The organism is Streptomyces sp. CA-294286, assembly GCF_050947155.1.
In the GTDB taxonomy this organism is placed as follows: Bacteria; Actinomycetota; Actinomycetes; order Streptomycetales; family Streptomycetaceae; genus Streptomyces.
Genome location: NZ_CP192004.1, coordinates 528,539 through 544,695 on the forward strand (window position 1 = coordinate 528,539; position 16,157 = coordinate 544,695).

The window sequence follows — 16,157 nt, forward strand, 5'->3', positions numbered from 1 at the left end:
GCCCCGCCCGTGGTCGGCTCACCCCTTGCGAAGAGGTGAAAGCCGCGCCGGGCGGCTTCTGCCCCGCTGCTCGCGGAGCCGCAGGCGGCGGGCCGTCCGCCCGGCCTCGCGGACGAAGGCGGTCGCGCCCTGCTCGCGCGCCGGAGCGCGGGCCCCCGCCCCTCAGTCGGTGTCCCCCAGCCCCACCAGCAGCGTCCGCAGGATGTCGGCCAGCTGCTCCAGTTCGGCGGGCGGGAGGGGGGCCAGCAGTGACCTCTCGGTGGCCAGGTGGTCCGGCAGGGCCCTCTCGATGAGCTCCAGCCCCTCCCCGGTCAGGGCGACGTGGACCACGCGTCCGTCCGTGGGACTGGGCGTACGGGAGATCAGTCCGCGTTCCTGGAGGCGGTCCAGGCGCTGGGTGACCGCTCCGGAGGTCACCATCGCGGAGCGCATCAGTTCGGCGGGGGTGAGGGGGTGGTCCGGGCCGTTGCGGCGCAGGGTCGCGAGAACGTCGAAGGACGCCCGGTCGAGACCGTGCCCGGCGAAGGTCTTCTTCATCGCCGGGTCCATCAGCGACCTCAGTCGTGCCAGCCGCCCGATGACCGACATCGGCGAAACGTCGAGGTCGGGCCGCTGGTCGGCCCACTGGGCCAGTACGCGGTCCACGTGGTCGGCCGTCGTGTCCGACTCGGCTGCGTCCTTCTTTGTCATGGGGGACAGCCTAGCTGTTCTCTTAGTGGTGAGATATGTTGTCTTAGTGCTAAGGAACCGTTGCGGCCTCGTCCTGCTCACCGCCCTCGCCCCCGCCGTCTGGGGCTCCACCTACCTCGTGACCACCGAACTCCTGCCACCCGACCGCCCGTTGCTCGCCGCGGTGCTGCGCTCCCTCCCCGCCGGGATCCTCCTGCTCCTCCTCACCAGGCGTCTGCCGAAGGGAAGTTGGTGGTGGAAGTCGCTGGTGCTGGGCACGCTCAACATAGGCGTCTTCCTCGCCCTGCTCTTCGTCGCCGCCTACCGGCTCCCCGGCGGGGTCGCCGCCACCGTCGGCGCCGTGCAGCCCCTTCTCGTGGCGGGCCTGTCCGTGCCGCTGCTCGGCCAGCGGCTCGCTCCGCGCACACTGGCGGCGGCCCTGGTCGGGATCGTCGGAGTCGCCCTCCTCGTCCTGCGTGCCGACGCGCGGCTCGACGCGGTCGGCGTCGCCGCGGCCCTTGGAGGCGCGGTCGTCATGGCGACCGGCGTCGTCCTCAGCAAGCGCTGGACCTCCCCGGCGCCGCTGCTCGCGACCACCGGCTGGCAACTCGTGGCGGGCGGCCTGGTGCTGACGCCCGTGGCACTGCTCGTCGAGGGCCCACCGCCGTCCTCGTACACCGGGGAGAACCTGATCGGGTACGGCTACCTGGGCCTGATCGGCGCCGCACTCGCCTATGCCCTGTGGTTCCGCGGCATCAAGGCGCTCACCCCGACCGAGGTCACCTTCCTCGGTCTGCTGAGCCCGCTCGTCGCCACCCTGCTCGGCTGGATCGTCCTCGGCCAGCAGCTCACCGCCCTGCAACTGCTGGGCGCACTGCTCGCCCTCGCCGCGGTCGTCCTGGCCCAGTTGCGCCCGCGGCGCCGACGCGCGGCTCCCGTCCTGGGTGACCCCGGGGCCTGTGCGCACGGCGCGAAGGAGGACGCCCTCGGAGCCGGTTCCCTCCGCGACAGGACGCGGGAGCGCTCGGGCAAGTCCCTGTGAGGAGTCGCGGCCGGGAGGGGCGTCAGCGTTTCCTTGGCGGGTCCGTGAGGTTGATGATCTTCAGGTCGGAGCGACGGACCGTGTACCGGACCTGGGTGTCCGGTGCGCCAGCCCAGATCTGCGTGACGACGACCGTCGACGTGCCGGCTGTCGTGGAGTGGGCGCGCACCTTCCAGTCCTTGGGGACGTTCTGGGCGCGCAGGACGGGATCGGCGTGGTTCTGGGCGGCCCACTCGGTGAGGCGGGCGTCCAGCTCCTTCGTCAGGTGCGCCGTGCGAACGGCCTCGGGGGTGCGGGTGCCGACGCCCAGCACGGCGTGCCGGTAGGCCTTGAAGAAGCGGTTGACCTCGGTGGCGGGCGTGACCGCCTCCCCCTGTGCGCCGAGCGCGGAAGGGGCGGGAGTGGTGAGTGCGAGTGCGGCGGCGACCGGGGCGGCCGTGGCCAGGAGAGTGGCGACGGCTGCGCAGGACAGGATTCGACTACGTGTACGGAAAGTGGTCATGCACCAAGAGAAGCAGACGGAAAGTGTGCGAGTCATCACTCATAGTGATGAATTCGAGGGATTCTTGTGGGCTTGGGCCATGCCCGCCCCCGCCGCGGGCCCGGCCTCCGGCTCGTGCAGTCCCCGTACCAGCAGCCACCCCACCGCCGGGAGCACGATCAGCGGGGCGAGGGCCACTTGGAGGGACGTCGCGTCCGCGGCGGCCCCGATCAGCGGGGTCGCGAGGCCGCCGACGCTCACCGTCAGACCGAGCGTGACGCCGCTCGCGGTGCCGACGCGGTGCGGCAGGTAGTCCTGGCCGAGCGTGACGTGCAACGAGAACGGCACGTACAGTCCCGCCGACGTCAGCGCCACGCACACGTACAGCAGCGGCCCGGGTACGAGGACCACCCCGGCGACGGCGGGCACGGTCAGGGCGTACGCGGAGCGGACCACGGCGACGCGGCCGAAGCGCGTGGCGAGCCACCCGCCGGCGACGGTGCCGAACGCGCCGCCCGCGTAGAGGGTGAACAACGCCGACGTCCCCGCGAGTTCACCCCCACCGGTGCGCTCGCGGGCGTACAGGGCGATGAAGGCGCTCAGCCCGACGAAGACGGCGGACCGGCAGATCACCGCGCCGGACATCCTGCCGAAGGCACGCCAGTCGTCCTTGCCGGAGGGGCGGTGGGGGGCCGTTCCTCCATTCGTCCTGGGGGCACGGAGCATCCGTACCGTCGCCACGCACAGTGCGGCCCCCGCCAGTGCCGGGACCACCAGCAGCGGCGAGGCGCGCAGCCCGCCCGTCGCGACGACGGCGGACACCAGCAGGGGTGCGGTCGCGAAACCGAGGTTGCCACCGAGGGAGTACCAGCCCATCGCGGTGTGACTTCCCCGGCCGGCGAGACGGGCGACGCGCGCGGACTCGGGGTGGTAGGCGGCGACCCCGATCCCGGAGAGGGCGACGGCGGCCAGGGTGAGGGCGTACGCGTCGAACACACCGCTGAGGGCCACACCCACCCCTCCCACCAGGGTGCTCACCGGCAGCAGCCACGGCATCGCCCGCCTGTCGGTCAGTGCGCCGAACAACGGCTGCGCGACGGACGACAGGAGCGACGCGGCGAGGACGACCGCCGAAGCCGCGGCGTAGGTGTAGGCCCGTTCGGCGACGAAGAACGGCACCAGGGCGGCCACCGCGCCCTGGTATACGTCGACGCACGCGTGGCCGAGAGCGAGGAGGGCGAGCGGGGCGCGCGGAGCACGGGCACTGCCGGACCGGCCGCGCGGAGGACGGCGCATCCGCTTGCGGACAAGGAGGTTTGACGACACGTCAGCTTTGTTCGTGAGCACTTTACGATCCTCGGATCAGGCCCGCCCGACGCGCTTCCGATAAATTGCCGGGCGATGCAGAAAAACCGCCAACCCGCCGCAGAGCCCCTCGTGTCGGAACCGGTGGCTCCCTCGCCCCGGCCGGAGGCTCCGGCCCCGCCGTCCTCGTCGCGCCATCCCTCCGGCCCGTCGTCCGTGCGGCCCGCGCCGTCCCCGTCGCCCCCACTCCCCGTGCCGTCCTCACCGTTTCCGACGACCGCTCCGGAAGCCGACCACCTGCCTGCCGCGCCCACCCGTACCCGCCCCCTCGTCTCGGGCGAGCGCGTCCACCCCCACCGGCACGACGACCACCAGATCGTCTACGCGGCGTCCGGCTTCCTGGCGGTGACCACCGACGCCGGCACATGGTTCGCTCCGGGCACACGCGCCCTGTGGGTACCGGCCGGAACGGTCCATTCCCACCGCGCCCACGGCCACCTCGACATGCACACCCTCGGGCTGCCCGTGCACGAGAACCCCCTCGGCCTGAGCGCACCCACCGTCCTGACCGTCGGCCCGCTGCTGCGCGAACTGATCCTGGAGTACACGCGTACCCCCCGCCACGACCGTCCGCCCACCCCGGAGGTGCTGCGCCTGCGCGCCGTCCTCGTGGACCAGCTCCGTGCCTCGCCCCAGCGCCCCGTCCACCTCCCCGCACCCACCGACCCGCGCCTGGTCGCCGTCTGCGACCTCCTGCGCGCCGACCCGGCGTACCCCGGAACCCTCGCCGACCTCGGCGCCCGCACCCACACCGGTCAACGCACCCTCAGCCGCCTCTTCCGCAGCGAACTGGGCATGACCTTCCCCCAGTGGCGCACCCAGCTCCGCCTCTTCCACGCCTTGCGGATGCTGGCCGAGGGGGCCCCGGTCACCGCGGTCGCGCACCGCTGCGGGTGGGCTTCCGCGAGCGCGTTCATCGACGTGTTCCGGCGCGCGTACGGCTACACCCCGGGCGTCCACCACCGCCGCGAGGCCACCGCCGCGAGGCTGCCGGCGCGCGGTCGCGGTCCGCTCCCGCCGGGCCCACGGGGGCCCGTCCGTGGGCCCGATGACGGATGACGGATGACGGATGACGGGACGACGGGATGACGGGATGACGGGAATACGCGAAGACGTGAAGACCTTGTGCGCGGCACAACGGGGCGGGCCCAGCGGGTTCGGTTCCGACCTCGGGTCCGGGCCACGATCGCGGTCCGAGCCGGAGGCACTTCGCCCCACAGCCGATCCGTCCGAGTGGCGACGGGGACCACCCTCCCGGCGTCCAGGAGGAATACGGCCGGCGGGACGCGGAGCTTCGCGGCACCGAGCGGCACCGAGCGGCACCGCCGGCCCGCCCCGTCGTACTTCCAGCGCTCGGGAAGAATCCATCCGTCAGGTGCGCTGTATCGGATATGACTCCTCCTCCAGTAGGTCACCGGATCACCGTCGAGCAGGGCACGACGCACGTACGGGTGGTACGTGACGGCCAACTCCTCGCGGAGAGCCGTCGCCCACTCCTGCTGCGTGAGACCGGGCTCCCCGTCCGCTACTACCTACCGCCCGACGACGTGCACACCGAGCTGCTGACCCCGTCCGACACCACCACCCACTGCCCCTTCAAGGGCGACGCGTCGTACTGGTCGGTGCCCGAAAGGGACGATCTGGTGTGGTCGTACGCGGAACCGCTTCCCCAGGTGGCGGGAATCAAGGGGCACTTCTGCTTCTACGAGACCGAGGTCGTCGCCGACCCGGAGTGACGGAGTGGCTGCGGTGACCGCGTGCGCGATACGCGGCGGAGGGCCTCCTCCCGGTGCATCCTGCGGGAGGTCCTGGCCCGCCGCTGCGGTGGGGGGAGCCTGCGTCGGATGTGGTGCCGCCGGCACCAGGGGTGGCTGTCGGTGTCGGAGGTGGCAGCCGGTGTCGGGAGTGGTTGTCGGTCTCGAATGCGGCAACCGAACGTCGGACGACTGTGGGCGTCGGATGCGGATGCCGCGCTCGCGCTGGTGATCACGGCGTCCGCTCCGGACTGCCGTAGCAGCGGCACGTTCTCCTCCTCATGGACCGCTCCCGGACGCCGGGTCTGACGTGTCCGAGAGGTCTCCTGCATGCCGAGGGGCTGCCGTCCGAGGTGCCTGATGACGCCGCGATGTCTGCGGTCCGAGGTGCGTGCCTGTCGTATGCGGCGTGCTCGATCTGATGTATCGGATCTGGTGCATCAGACCTCGTACATTCCGGTGGGGAGCCGACGGCGTCCGTACCCGTACGTCCGTACCCGGAGGGGAAGGGTGGCTAACGGAACTCGACCCGGTGGAAAGCTGCCTGTTCGGTCCTTTTGCGGACCTGCTTTCGGTCCTGGTGACTCGGGTGGCGCATCACCGGTCGGCCGAACGTCCGGATCGTCCCTACCGTGGCTGAATGACCGTCACCTCAGCGTCACGCGGCACAACCTGCCGGATCGTCATCACCGCGTCCGTCCTGCTTCTCGCGCTGCCCGTGCCCCCTGCGGCAGCGGGGCCCACTGAAGATTCCACGCGCGCCGGCGAGGCCCCGGCCAACCGCACCGTTTCCGCCCTGGCCTGGATCGTCGCGGACGCCGGTACCGGCGAGGTGCTCGCCGCGCACAACCCGCACCGAAGGCTGCCCCCCGCCAGTACGCTCAAGGCGTTGTTCGCCGTCACCGCCCTGCCCCGTGTTCCCGGCGACAGTCTGCGCAAGGTCAGCAAGAAGGACCTGGCGGGGGTGGGGGAGGGCAGCAGCGTGGTGGGGGTGACGGCCGGGCGGACGTACCGGGCGGCCGATCTGTGGCGGGGCACCTTCCTGCGCTCCGGCAACGATGCCGTGCACGTGCTGGCGGCCATGAACGGCGGCTGGAAGTCGACCGTCGGCCAGATGCAGGCCAAGGCCCGTGCGCTCGGCGCCCGCAATACCAAGGTCGTCACCGCCGATGGCTACGACGCCAAGGGCCAGTACTCCTCCGCCTACGATCTGGCGCTCATCGTCCGGGCCGGGCTGAGGAACGAACAGTTCGCCAAGTACGCGGCGACCGCGTACGCCCGTTTCCCCAGCGCCACCCGCGCCGACGGCACAGCCACCGCCGCGTATCCGATCCAGAACACCAACCGGCTGCTCACCGGCGCCAACGGGATCGGCCGGTACCCCGGCATCATCGGTGTCAAGAACGGATACACCAGCAAGGCCGGCAACACCCTCCTCGCGGCGGCCCGCCGGGGCGACCGCACGCTGGTCGTCGCCGTCCTGAACCCCCAGCGCGGCAACGGACTCACTGTCTACCGCGAGGCCCGTGCCCTCCTCGACTGGGGCTTCAAGGCCGCCGGCCGGGTGAAACCGCTCGGCTCCCTCAACCAGCCGGGGGCGAACCCGTAGGATCTCCTCCCCCGGCGCCCGAACGGCGAGCGGCGAGCTGCGGCGACCTCCTGCGCAGTGACTTCTACGCAGTGAGCGGACGCAGCGAAGTGCGGATGCGGCGGGGCGGGGGCGCCGAAAAGTGGATGCGTGCGGCCAGTGGGCGCAGTACGGTCCGGTGAATGGACTCCTCCCAGGAACCGCACGCGGAACCGGACACAGGGCCGTCGGCATCAGGACCCTCGACCACGGAGCGGGACACAGGGCCGTCGGCATCAGAACTCCCGACCGCGGAGCAGGACGGAGGGCAGCGGCACGGCGTCGTCACGGACGCGCCGGAGGACGGCTACTTCGGCGCATCGGTCGCGGAGAACTATGACGATCCCGCGTCCGACGTGTTCGCCCCGGCGGCGGTCGAGCCCGCCGCCGACCTGCTCGCCGGTCTCGCCGCCGGTGGCCCGGCGCTCGAATTCGGCATCGGCACCGGGCGCATCGCCCTCCCGCTCGCCCGCCGCGGCGTTCCCGTCCACGGCATCGACCTGTCCCGCGCCATGGTGGAGAAGCTGCGGGCCAAGCCGGGCGGTGACGCGATCGACGTGACGATCGGCGACTTCGCGAGCACCGAGGTGCCGGGGCGGGGCGGGTTCGCCGTCGCGTACCTCGTCTTCAACACGATCATGAACCTGACGACGCAGGCCGAGCAGGTCGCCTGCTTCCGCAACGCCGCCGCCCATCTCGCTCCCGGCGGCACCTTCGTCATCGAGGTCGGAGTGCCGGAGCTGCGCCTGCTCCCGCCGGGGCAGACCGCCGTGCCCTTCCGGGTCACCGCCAACCGTTGGGCGTTCGACCACTACGACGTCGCCACCCAGGCGATGAGTTCGAACTACGTCGAGGTCGTCGACGGCCGTGGCTCGTACCGCTCGATCCCCTTCCGGTACGTCTGGCCCGCCGAACTGGACCTGATGGCCCAGCTCGCCGGGATGCGGTTGCGCGACCGCTGGGAGGGCTGGGGGCGCGAGCCGTTCACGAACGAGAGCGGCCAGCATGTGTCGGTGTGGGAGAAGGTGGCGCCGACGGCCTCGGCAGAGCAATCAGATGGGGCGAACCGGGCAAATCGGTCCGAGTAACTGATCCCGAGAGCCCCTGAGTTGCGGGTCCGGGAGGCCCGTGCCGGGGGCCCGTCCCTTGCGTCCCTGTTTCGGTCCTTCCACAACGACGCAGGTCACAGCGGGTCTGAGTGGTGTGGAGGGACTGAGAGGGACTGGGATCCCCAATGGAGCTGCTCGTCCGCACCCGGGATCGCCTAGGGCACCGTCTTCGGCGCGGCGCGAGCGCCCCCGGCGGCCCTCCGCAACTGCTCGAAGGCGGTGGGCCGCGGGCGGTGCGGCAGGAAGTCCCTGATCTGCCGTGCACAGTCGAGCGGGCCATGGGCGCCGGTGTCGACCTCGATGTCGTAGCGGCCGTGGGCATGGACGCGGGTCATCTGGCGGGCGGCCAGACCGGGCGGACGGTCACCGCGCTGCTGCTCGCGCCGTTCCAGTTCGGGCAAGGGGCAGTGCACACCGACCAGTACGACGTCCTGCGGGACGAACAGGTCGACACAGTCGGACAAGCGCCACTGTTCGCTCAGGACGTGGTCCACCACGACGTTGTTGCCGCCGGCGGCCATCCCTGCGACAGCCCGATGGAAGCCCTTCCAGGTGCTTAGGAGCACGCGCCGGAGCTGGTCGGGGGAGAGGTCCGGCGGAGTGGACCGCATGGCGTGGAAGGCGTCCACCGCCATGGAGAAGTAGGTGTCGCCCAGGATCGGGAGGAGTTCCCCGGCGATGCTCGACTTTCCGGAACTCGACGTGCCGTTCAGGAAAACGATCAATCCGCCGGGTGTCCGCGCCGTGCCGCGCGACTCGGCAGCGGGCGTGAACGGATGGGGACCTGAAGCCCTCGACATGTCTTCCTCCGCATGCCTTCCTCCGCGTCGTGCCTCGCGACGGATTCCTGTGCTGCCGGTATTCGATCATGCCTGTCGTGCTGACGGGCGCTCGGGCCGGGAATTGTCAGACCCATGGTGCACGATCAGTGCATCGGGTCCTTCCAGTGGCCGGGGTGGAAGAACGAGGAGTGAGGGGACCGTTGTGTCGACGATCGTGAACCAGCAGGTGGAGGAGCGCGTGTTCCTGCGCGCGCTGTACGGGTCGGACTACTACCCGGACCGTGTCCTCGACAAGGGGAGGGCGATCCTGCGGGAACTGTGTGCGCGGATCGAGGCGGAGAAGCCCGCCGACCTCGCGGCTCTCTACGCGCTCACGGAGGTGGCGACGGAGCAGTTCAACGATCTGGAAGCCGAGTTCGAGGCGGAGGGCAGCCAGATCGAAACGGTCGCCCGGGAGGAGATAGCCGAGGACTTCTGGTTCGTGGCCTGCGCGTACGGCTTCGCGGACGCGGACGTGGAGAAACTGATCGCGGCACGGGAGTGGTGAGCGCAGGGAGGGGGGAACGCGCGGGAGGGGGGACGGATGGGAGGGGGGAACGGATGGGAGGGGGAGCGCACGGGAAGGTGAGCGCAGGGGAGTGGCCGAGTGCGCGGGGAACGGTGAGCGCACGGGGAACGAGCGGGCGGGGGACCGTCGGACCCCTCGCCTCGATCCGCCTCAGGTAGGAAGTCGTAGGGCGCAGGCTACGACCCCTCGGAGCGAGAGGGGAGTTCGTTGCCCAGGCGGGCCAGCGGAGACAGCGTCATGAACAGCGGCGAAAGGGCCAGGGATGCGGCCGTCACCAGCAGGCTCGTCCGCAGCCCCCACTGCCCGGCCAGCCATCCGCCGAGCAGCGAACCGAGCGGAGTCAGGCCCATCCCGACGAAGTTGACCGTCGCCACAACCCGGCCCTGCAGCCGTACGGGCGTCAACGCCTGCCGTACGGACATCATGGCGACGTTCACCAGTTGACCGAGTGCGCCGAACAGGAAGTTGAGCCCGGCCAGCGCGAGGACAGTGCCGACACCGCTCCCGTGCAGGGCAGGCACGCACAGCATCATTCCGTCGCCCAGTACCGCCGCGCCCACCAGTACCCGGCCGTAGCCGTACCGCCCCGGCAACCGTGCGGCCAGCAGCGAACCCACCACCGCGCCCGGCCCCAGCGCACCGAGCACCAGTCCCACGGCCCCCGGGGAGAGTCCGAGTTCGCGCGGCAGGAAGACCAGGTAGACGGTCATCAGCGCCGCGAAGGAGAACTGGAAGAGTGCCGTTGCCAGGGCGACGGCCCGCAGTGACGCCTCACCAACGACGTGCCGCACCCCGTCGCGAATCCGCCGCAGCACGGGAACGGGTGCGAGCGGCCGACCCCGCCTGTCACGTGGCCCACCCGGCTCGTCACGTGCCCCATCCGGCTCGTCACGTGGCCCACCCCGCCCGTCACGCGGCCGACCCCGCTCGTCACGTTGCCCACCCTGCTCGTCACCCGGTCGGCCACCCTTGATCGATCGCAGGGCTAGCAACGACAGCACGAAGAACGCCGCGTTCACGAGCGCGGCGACCGGCACGGAGAGAACCGAAAGCAGCCCTCCGCCGAGTGCCGGACCGCCGAACTGCGCAACGGACCTACTGCCCTCCAACGCACTGTTGGCCTCAGTGAGTTGATCTCGTCGTACCAGTTGAACGAGAGAGGACTGGTACGCCACGTCGAAGAAGACGGTGAGCGTGCCCATGAGGAACGCGACGACGAACAGTGTCTCCATCCCGAGCACGCCGAACCAGTACGCGCCGCCAACCGACACCAGGGCGAGGGCGCGCCCGGCGTCCGCCGACACCATGACGTCGCGGGGGCGCAGCCGGTCCACCCACGCACCGGCGAAGAGGGAGAGCAGCAGGACCGGGGCCTGCTCCACGGCACGCAGCGCCCCCAAGTGGTCGGCATCGGCGTCGAGTGCCAGAACGGCGAGGAGCGGAAGAAGCAACAGGCCCGCATGGGAACCGAATTGGGAGAAGCTCTGGCCCCACCACAGCCGACGGAAAGACGCGGAGCGGAACGGGGAGGAAGGAGCGGATGACACGGGGGACCCCTTGTACGGCAGAACGAGGCATGGAAGAGCTCGCTGTGCCGCAGACCGGCTCACCGGTCGGGGGAGCGGAAGTCCAAGGACCGGTGTACCGGCGAAACAGGGGCAGCACGCGATGACGGGTCGGTGACGACCTACGACGTCAGCGCGTGCTCAAAAACCGGGCATCTCGCACTCCTCGACCGGGTCCTCTCGCAGTCCTCACCCGGGCATTCGCAATCCTTGACAACTGCCGGGCGGGGCAGCGCACATACAAGCAGAGGGGGCGCCCCGGAAGCCAGTGGGTTTTCCGCGGACGCATCCCCCACCGCTTCGGCAGGGCGCCAGGGCAACAGTGCTCCCGAGCAAGGCGTATCGAGAGCATGCGGGACCATACATCCTGTTTCCGGCCCCGTGGCTTTCGTGGAAGGCTGCCGACCGGGCGGGTATCGGGTGGAGCGGGGGAGGTTCGATGGTGGAGTTCGGCGCGTCGGACAGCGAACCGATGCTGTCGGCTGCGCGGCGGGAGGTGCAGGAGCTCGGAGGCCGGCCCGGGAAGGGGTCGTACGGACGGGAGCGCGACGCGGGTGCCGCGTCGGCGGCGTCAGAAGCCGCGTCGGCTCCGCGTACTCCGGGTTCCGGCCCTGCCCTCGGCAAGTGAATCAAGGTGGCGTCCCGCTCCCGCTCCCGAGGGGGTTGCCTGCCGCGCCCGCGCAGTACGCGGATAGCCTCCTCGGCAGCACGGCGCACCCGTGCCGTACGCCGATAGCCTCCTCGGCAGCACGACACCACGCATCGCTCGACGACCGGGGTACCGCATGGCCACCGAAGACACCAGCACCCGCGACCACCGCCCCGGGGCCCCGGGCGGCCTCGTGCCGGCCCGGCAGGCCCGCGAAGAACCCCGGGTCGCGCGATGAGCGCGGGCGCCGGCCAGTTGCGGAGGCGGCTCGGGGTCGGTGACGCCGTCGTGATCGGCCTCGGCGCGATGCTCGGGGCCGGGATCTTCGTCGCTCTCGCCCCGGCCGCGGGCGCCGCGGGGTCGGGCCTGCTGGTCGCACTCGGCGTGGCCGCCGTCGTCGCGTACTGCAACGCCACGTCCTCGGCGCGGCTGGCCGCCCGCTATCCGGCCTCCGGGGGAACGTACGTCTACGGACGGGAGCGACTCGGCGAATTCTGGGGGTACTTGGCGGGGTGGGGATTCGTCGTCGGCAAGACCGCGTCGTGCGCGGCGATGGCGCTGACGGTCGGCTCGTACGTGTGGCCGGGGCAGGCGCACGCGGTCGCGGTGGCCGCCGTGGTGGCGCTGACCGCGGTGAACTGCGCGGGGATCCAGAAGTCCGCCTGGCTGACGCGGACGATCGTGGTTCTCGTGCTGGCGGTGCTGGCCGCCGTCGTGGTCGCCTGTTTCGGTGCGGGAGTCGTGGCGGCGGACCGGCTGGAGTGGCGTGCGGACACCGGCTGGTACGGGGTGGCGCAGGCGGCCGGCCTGCTGTTCTTCGCGTTCGCCGGGTATGCCCGTATCGCCACCCTCGGCGAGGAGGTACGCGACCCCGCACGGACCATCCCGCGCGCGGTCCCGCTCGCCCTCGGTATCACCCTGGTCGTGTACGCGGCCGTGGCGGTCGCCGTCCTCGGGGTGCTCGGCGCGGAGCAACTCGCGGGTACCCAAGCCCCGTTGGCCGAGGCCGCTCGGGCGGCGGGGGTCGAGTGGCTGGCGCCGGTCGTACGGGTGGGGGCGGCCGTCGCTGCGCTCGGGTCGCTGCTCGCGCTGATCCTCGGGGTCTCCCGTACCACCCTGGCGATGGCCCGCGACCGGCACCTGCCGCACGCCCTGGCCGCCGTACACCCCCGGTACCAGGTGCCGCAGCGGGCCGAGCTGGCGGTCGGCGCGGTCGTCGCCGTGCTCGCGGCGACCCTGGACGTGCGCGGGGCGATCGGCTTCTCCTCGTTCGGAGTGCTCGCCTACTACGCCGTCGCCAACGCGGCGGCCCTCACCCTCACCCGCGACGAGGGCAGGCCGCCGCGCGCGGTCCCGCTGCTCGGGCTGGCGGGCTGCCTGCTGCTCGCCGCCACGCTGCCCGCCGCGTCGGTCGGCTGGGGGGCCGGGGTGCTGGCGCTGGGCGCGGCCGTGTACGGGGTGCGGCGGGCGAGGCGCTGAGGAGACCGCGGCACCGGCTCCGGTCGCGCCCGGCCGTCCCGGTCGCCGTCACGCCGCTCGCCCGCCGTGCCGGGAGTGGCGCCGGCGCGGTGCGATCCCGCTGCTGCCCCCGCCCCTGCCGACGTGGCGTCAGCGCGGTGCGATCGGGCCCCCGCCGACGTGGCGTCAGCGCGGTGCGGTCCCACCCTCGCCGAAAGCGCGGTGCGATCGCGTCGCCGCCGACGCGGTGCCAACGCGGTGCGCTTCCGCCTCCGCCGAGACAGGCACGCGCCACGTACTACGGCGGTTCGGCGCGCGGCGGGCAGGCACCCGTGGTCGGTCTGTCGTACGACCGTAGGGCCACCCTCGCCGTACCGCTGTAGGAGCGGATCACCGACAGGAACGTGACCACCGCGAAGCCGGCCGCCCGGCCCGTGGTCTCGGTGAGCGAGGTGACGAGGTCGAGGCCGCGCGGCGGGAGGCGGCCCTCGGGGTCGTGGAGCACGGTGATGCGGTCGCCGGGCCCGACCTGGGCGGTGCAGCCGCGCCAGATGGGACGGGCGAGCGGAATGCCGTCGGGGCCGGACACGGTGCAGTAACGGCGTGGGGTGCCGAGGCCGGGGGTGACGGAGGTGACCAGGGCGCTCCGTTGCTCGCCCTGTCCGGCGAGGGCCAGGTCGACGGCGGTGTTCGGGGCGAACGGGGCGAGTGCGAGCCCGAACGTGGCGACGATCGCCACGCTCGCCCAGCGGGCCCGGACGACGAGGAGATAGAGGACGGTCGCGGCGACGCACACCGTGCCCACGGCCCCACTGTGCAGTGCCGTGAGGCCGGTCAGGGGAGCCGCCGCGCCCGCGCCGAGCACGGCGGCGGTGGACAGCAGCGCCACGGCGAACGCCTCGCGGCACAGCCAGCGCGGCAGCCGTCCGTGCCCGGCGGCGGGGCCCCAGAGCAGTCGGCGCAGCCCGGCACGCACGGTGGCCACGACGGCCCGGACGAGGGTGGAGGCGGGCCCCGTGACGGCCGAGCGCGGCCCGTCGGCACGGCCTGGGCGGGCGGTGGGGCGGGGGCGGCCGGCCGGGAGTGTGCGTCGGGTTCCGGCGCCGGGCCGGGGCCCGTCGGCACCTCGTGGGGCGAGTCCTCCCCGCACAGCGGGGAGGGTGGCAGAGCGCGCACCGAAGGCGCGGCGGGCGCGGCCGTTACGGGCGGTCCGGCGCGTACGACCGGCAGGGCGACGACCGTACGCCCGGCCCGCGCGCCACCGGGACGCGGTCATCCGGACACCTCACCGGCCGGTGCGGGCGGGTGCAGGACCTGGCCCCGCCCTCCGGCGACCGTCGGACACGGCAGAGCCGTCTCGTTGGCGTCCACGGTGGTCGGCTCCTGGCGGTGGGGAGGACGGGCGAAGCGGTGCCGACCGGGCCTCCCGGCGTTCCAGGGACCATGGACCGGCGCACCCCGCACGGCATCCTTGCACAGGGCCACGCCTGTGTCAGGCGTCATCGGCGCGGGGAACAGTGGCTGTCCCACGACGAGTCGGCGGGCGGCGACGGGCTCCCCGCGCGCTGCCCTGCCCGCTCGTCCGAGCCCGCCGGGTCCCCGGTACGCAGAAGCGCGGCGAACCCTCCGCAGCGCCCGCCCCCGGTCACCCTGATCCGCAGCGTCCCGCCTCCCGGGTGCGGTGCCCCGGCCCGCAGCGTCCCGCCCCCCGGGTGCGGTGCCCCGGCCCGCAGCGTCCCGCCCTCCGGGTGCGGTCCCGGCCCGCAGCGCCCCGCCCCTCCCGCTGCCCCGGCCCGCAGCGTCGCGCCCTCCGGTGCCACCGGTCCGCAGCGCTCCCGCCTTCAACACCGTCGTCCCTCAGCGCCTGACCTCAGCGCGCCGTGCGCCGCCGCAGCAGCATCATCGCCGCGTCGTCGTGCGGGGCCTTGCTGTCGGTGTACGTGCCCAGGTCGGCCCGCAGCGCGGCCAGTGCGTCGTCCGGGTCGCCGTGACCGAGCAGATGGGCACGTTCGCGCAGTGGGTAGAAGGCGCCGTCGGGGCCGCGTGCCTCGCTCACCCCGTCGGTGTAGATGAGCAGTTGGTCGCCGAGCGCGAAGTCGGCGTCGTAGGGGCAGGGCAGATCGGCGCCCTGGAGACCGAGTCCGAGCGGCGGCGCGTGCTCGGGCGGCTCCAGGAAGTCGGCGGTACCGTTCAGGCGCAACCGCAGGGGGGCCGGGTGCCCGAAGTTGAGGAGCGTGGCAGTGCCGTCGTCCCGGACTTCGACGAGAAGCGCCGTGACGAACCTCTCCCCGTTCAGCGACCGGTCCACGGAACGGGCGAGCCGAGCCCCGACCCCCGTCAGCTCCTCCTCGTCCTGCGCGGCCTCCCGGAACGCCCCCACGACGTCGGCCGCCGTCTCCACGGCCTCAAGTCCCTTGCCCTGGACGTCCCCGACTATCAGCCGTACCGCACCCGGCACCGCCGTCACCTCGTACAGGTCGCCGCCGATCCTGGCCTCGGCGACGGCCGAGGTGTACGAGACGGCTATCCGCACCGGACCCGCGGTCCGCGGCACCGGCCGCAGCAGCACCCGCTGGGCGACCTCGGCGATCGACCGCACCCCTGCCAACTCCCGTTCGTGCCGCCGCCGCAGCACCACCGCGGTCAGCCCGGCCGCCGTCACCCCGGCCACCGAGAGCAGCGCGGTGTAACCGCGCCGGCCGGGGAAGAGGTCGTTGTACGAGCCGAGCCCGAGGCACAGGACGAGCGCGAGCACCCCGATCAGGGCGGTGCGCCGCAGCCCGCCGGTGAGTCCGGCGAAGGCGGGGCCGAGCGCCACCAGGGGCAGCAGGCCGACGGCGGGTCCCGCCGCCACGTCGGCGACGGCGATCAGGGCCATCACGGCGTACGGCAGCCAGGTCAGCGCACGCGTAGTGGCACCACGGGGTCCGCCGTCCTCGGCTGTGCTCACTTGCGGCCTCCGTGTCGTTCCCGGGTGCGCTGCGTGCAACCGGCTTCCCTGCTCCAGTCCTTCGCCCCGAGCCTATGCAAACGTTGCTGTGCTCAAGCAACGGGGTGGGCGCCCGTTACCGAATCGAATCGGCCTCCC

The 16,157-nt window shown here is 72.5% G+C and carries 14 protein-coding genes; 7 read left to right on the forward strand and 7 right to left on the reverse strand.

Translation table 11 applies throughout. From position 1 onward, the window contains the following. Positions 1 to 162 precede the first annotated feature (162 nt). The gene (locus ACQPZG_RS02305; protein WP_433544052.1) at positions 163 to 690 is read right to left on the reverse strand and encodes a MarR family winged helix-turn-helix transcriptional regulator; all 528 of its coding nucleotides are present in this window, start codon (positions 688 to 690) and stop codon (positions 163 to 165) included. A gap of 46 nt (positions 691 to 736) precedes the next feature. Here ACQPZG_RS02305 and ACQPZG_RS02310 point away from each other — a divergent pair, with 46 nt between their 5' ends. Continuing rightward, entirely contained in the window at positions 737 to 1,711 is a 975-nt protein-coding gene (locus ACQPZG_RS02310) for an EamA family transporter (RefSeq protein ID WP_433544053.1), read from the forward strand. A gap of 22 nt (positions 1,712 to 1,733) precedes the next feature. Here the strand turns inward: ACQPZG_RS02310 and ACQPZG_RS02315 are convergent, their stop codons facing one another. Together ACQPZG_RS02315 and ACQPZG_RS02320 are read right to left on the reverse strand one after the other, a co-directional pair. Beyond that, positions 1,734 to 2,213, reverse strand: coding sequence for a hypothetical protein (locus tag ACQPZG_RS02315; RefSeq protein ID WP_433544054.1), 480 nt, complete (start codon positions 2,211 to 2,213; stop codon positions 1,734 to 1,736). A gap of 39 nt (positions 2,214 to 2,252) precedes the next feature. Continuing rightward, a complete protein-coding gene (locus ACQPZG_RS02320; RefSeq protein WP_433544610.1) occupies positions 2,253 to 3,488 on the reverse strand; it encodes an MFS transporter in 1,236 nt (411 codons plus the stop codon). 261 nt (positions 3,489 to 3,749) lie between these two features. Here ACQPZG_RS02320 and ACQPZG_RS02325 point away from each other — a divergent pair, with 261 nt between their 5' ends. From ACQPZG_RS02325 to ACQPZG_RS02340, 4 genes are all read left to right on the forward strand, one after another. Next, complete coding sequence (locus ACQPZG_RS02325; RefSeq protein WP_433544055.1) at positions 3,750 to 4,616, forward strand: AraC family transcriptional regulator; 867 nt, start codon at positions 3,750 to 3,752, stop codon at positions 4,614 to 4,616. A gap of 332 nt (positions 4,617 to 4,948) precedes the next feature. Then, positions 4,949 to 5,293: a DUF427 domain-containing protein gene (locus ACQPZG_RS02330; RefSeq protein ID WP_433544056.1), complete on the forward strand. Its 345-nt coding sequence runs from the start codon at positions 4,949 to 4,951 to the stop codon at positions 5,291 to 5,293. 658 nt (positions 5,294 to 5,951) lie between these two features. Further along, positions 5,952 to 6,920 carry a D-alanyl-D-alanine carboxypeptidase family protein gene (locus ACQPZG_RS02335; RefSeq protein WP_433544057.1) on the forward strand — a complete coding sequence of 323 codons (969 nt, stop codon included), beginning with the start codon at positions 5,952 to 5,954 and terminating at the stop codon, positions 6,918 to 6,920. 161 nt (positions 6,921 to 7,081) lie between these two features. After that, complete coding sequence (locus ACQPZG_RS02340; RefSeq protein WP_433544058.1) at positions 7,082 to 8,026, forward strand: class I SAM-dependent DNA methyltransferase; 945 nt, start codon at positions 7,082 to 7,084, stop codon at positions 8,024 to 8,026. Positions 8,027 to 8,202: 176 nt separating this feature from the next. On the opposite strand, the gene ACQPZG_RS02345 is transcribed toward ACQPZG_RS02340, so the two are convergent. Next, on the reverse strand, positions 8,203 to 8,847 hold the full coding sequence (locus ACQPZG_RS02345; protein ID WP_433544059.1) for a chloramphenicol phosphotransferase CPT family protein: 645 nt from the start codon (positions 8,845 to 8,847) through the stop codon (positions 8,203 to 8,205). 184 nt (positions 8,848 to 9,031) lie between these two features. Here ACQPZG_RS02345 and ACQPZG_RS02350 point away from each other — a divergent pair, with 184 nt between their 5' ends. Next, positions 9,032 to 9,376 carry a DUF5713 family protein gene (locus ACQPZG_RS02350; RefSeq protein ID WP_433544060.1) on the forward strand — a complete coding sequence of 115 codons (345 nt, stop codon included), beginning with the start codon at positions 9,032 to 9,034 and terminating at the stop codon, positions 9,374 to 9,376. Between the two features lie 197 nt (positions 9,377 to 9,573). Here ACQPZG_RS02350 and ACQPZG_RS02355 read toward each other — a convergent pair whose 3' ends face one another. Next, a complete protein-coding gene (locus ACQPZG_RS02355; RefSeq protein WP_433544061.1) occupies positions 9,574 to 10,944 on the reverse strand; it encodes an MFS transporter in 1,371 nt (456 codons plus the stop codon). Positions 10,945 to 11,845: 901 nt separating this feature from the next. On the opposite strand from ACQPZG_RS02355, the gene ACQPZG_RS02360 reads away from it, so the two are divergent. Beyond that, the gene (locus tag ACQPZG_RS02360) at positions 11,846 to 13,090 is read left to right on the forward strand and encodes an APC family permease (protein ID WP_433544062.1); all 1,245 of its coding nucleotides are present in this window, start codon (positions 11,846 to 11,848) and stop codon (positions 13,088 to 13,090) included. A gap of 277 nt (positions 13,091 to 13,367) precedes the next feature. On the opposite strand, the gene ACQPZG_RS02365 is transcribed toward ACQPZG_RS02360, so the two are convergent. Together ACQPZG_RS02365 and ACQPZG_RS02370 are read right to left on the reverse strand one after the other, a co-directional pair. Beyond that, positions 13,368 to 14,054: a hypothetical protein gene (locus tag ACQPZG_RS02365; protein ID WP_433544063.1), complete on the reverse strand. Its 687-nt coding sequence runs from the start codon at positions 14,052 to 14,054 to the stop codon at positions 13,368 to 13,370. Positions 14,055 to 14,939: 885 nt separating this feature from the next. After that, entirely contained in the window at positions 14,940 to 15,947 is a 1,008-nt protein-coding gene (locus ACQPZG_RS02370; protein WP_433544611.1) for a PP2C family protein-serine/threonine phosphatase, read from the reverse strand. Positions 15,948 to 16,157 lie beyond the last annotated feature (210 nt).

Excerpts from the sequence above, each read along its gene's own strand:
- ACQPZG_RS02305 (WP_433544052.1), bottom strand. The coding sequence starts at position 690 with ATGACAAAGAAGGACGCAGCCGAGTCGGACACGACGGCCGACCACGTG.
- ACQPZG_RS02315 (WP_433544054.1), bottom strand. The coding sequence starts at position 2,213 with ATGACCACTTTCCGTACACGTAGTCGAATCCTGTCCTGCGCAGCCGTC.
- ACQPZG_RS02320 (WP_433544610.1), bottom strand. The coding sequence starts at position 3,488 with ATGCGCCGTCCTCCGCGCGGCCGGTCCGGCAGTGCCCGTGCTCCGCGC.
- ACQPZG_RS02330 (WP_433544056.1), top strand. The coding sequence starts at position 4,949 with ATGACTCCTCCTCCAGTAGGTCACCGGATCACCGTCGAGCAGGGCACG.
- ACQPZG_RS02335 (WP_433544057.1), top strand. The coding sequence starts at position 5,952 with ATGACCGTCACCTCAGCGTCACGCGGCACAACCTGCCGGATCGTCATC.
- ACQPZG_RS02340 (WP_433544058.1), top strand. The coding sequence starts at position 7,082 with ATGGACTCCTCCCAGGAACCGCACGCGGAACCGGACACAGGGCCGTCG.
- ACQPZG_RS02345 (WP_433544059.1), bottom strand. The coding sequence starts at position 8,847 with ATGTCGAGGGCTTCAGGTCCCCATCCGTTCACGCCCGCTGCCGAGTCG.
- ACQPZG_RS02360 (WP_433544062.1), top strand. The coding sequence starts at position 11,846 with ATGAGCGCGGGCGCCGGCCAGTTGCGGAGGCGGCTCGGGGTCGGTGAC.
- ACQPZG_RS02370 (WP_433544611.1), bottom strand. The coding sequence starts at position 15,947 with ATGGCCCTGATCGCCGTCGCCGACGTGGCGGCGGGACCCGCCGTCGGC.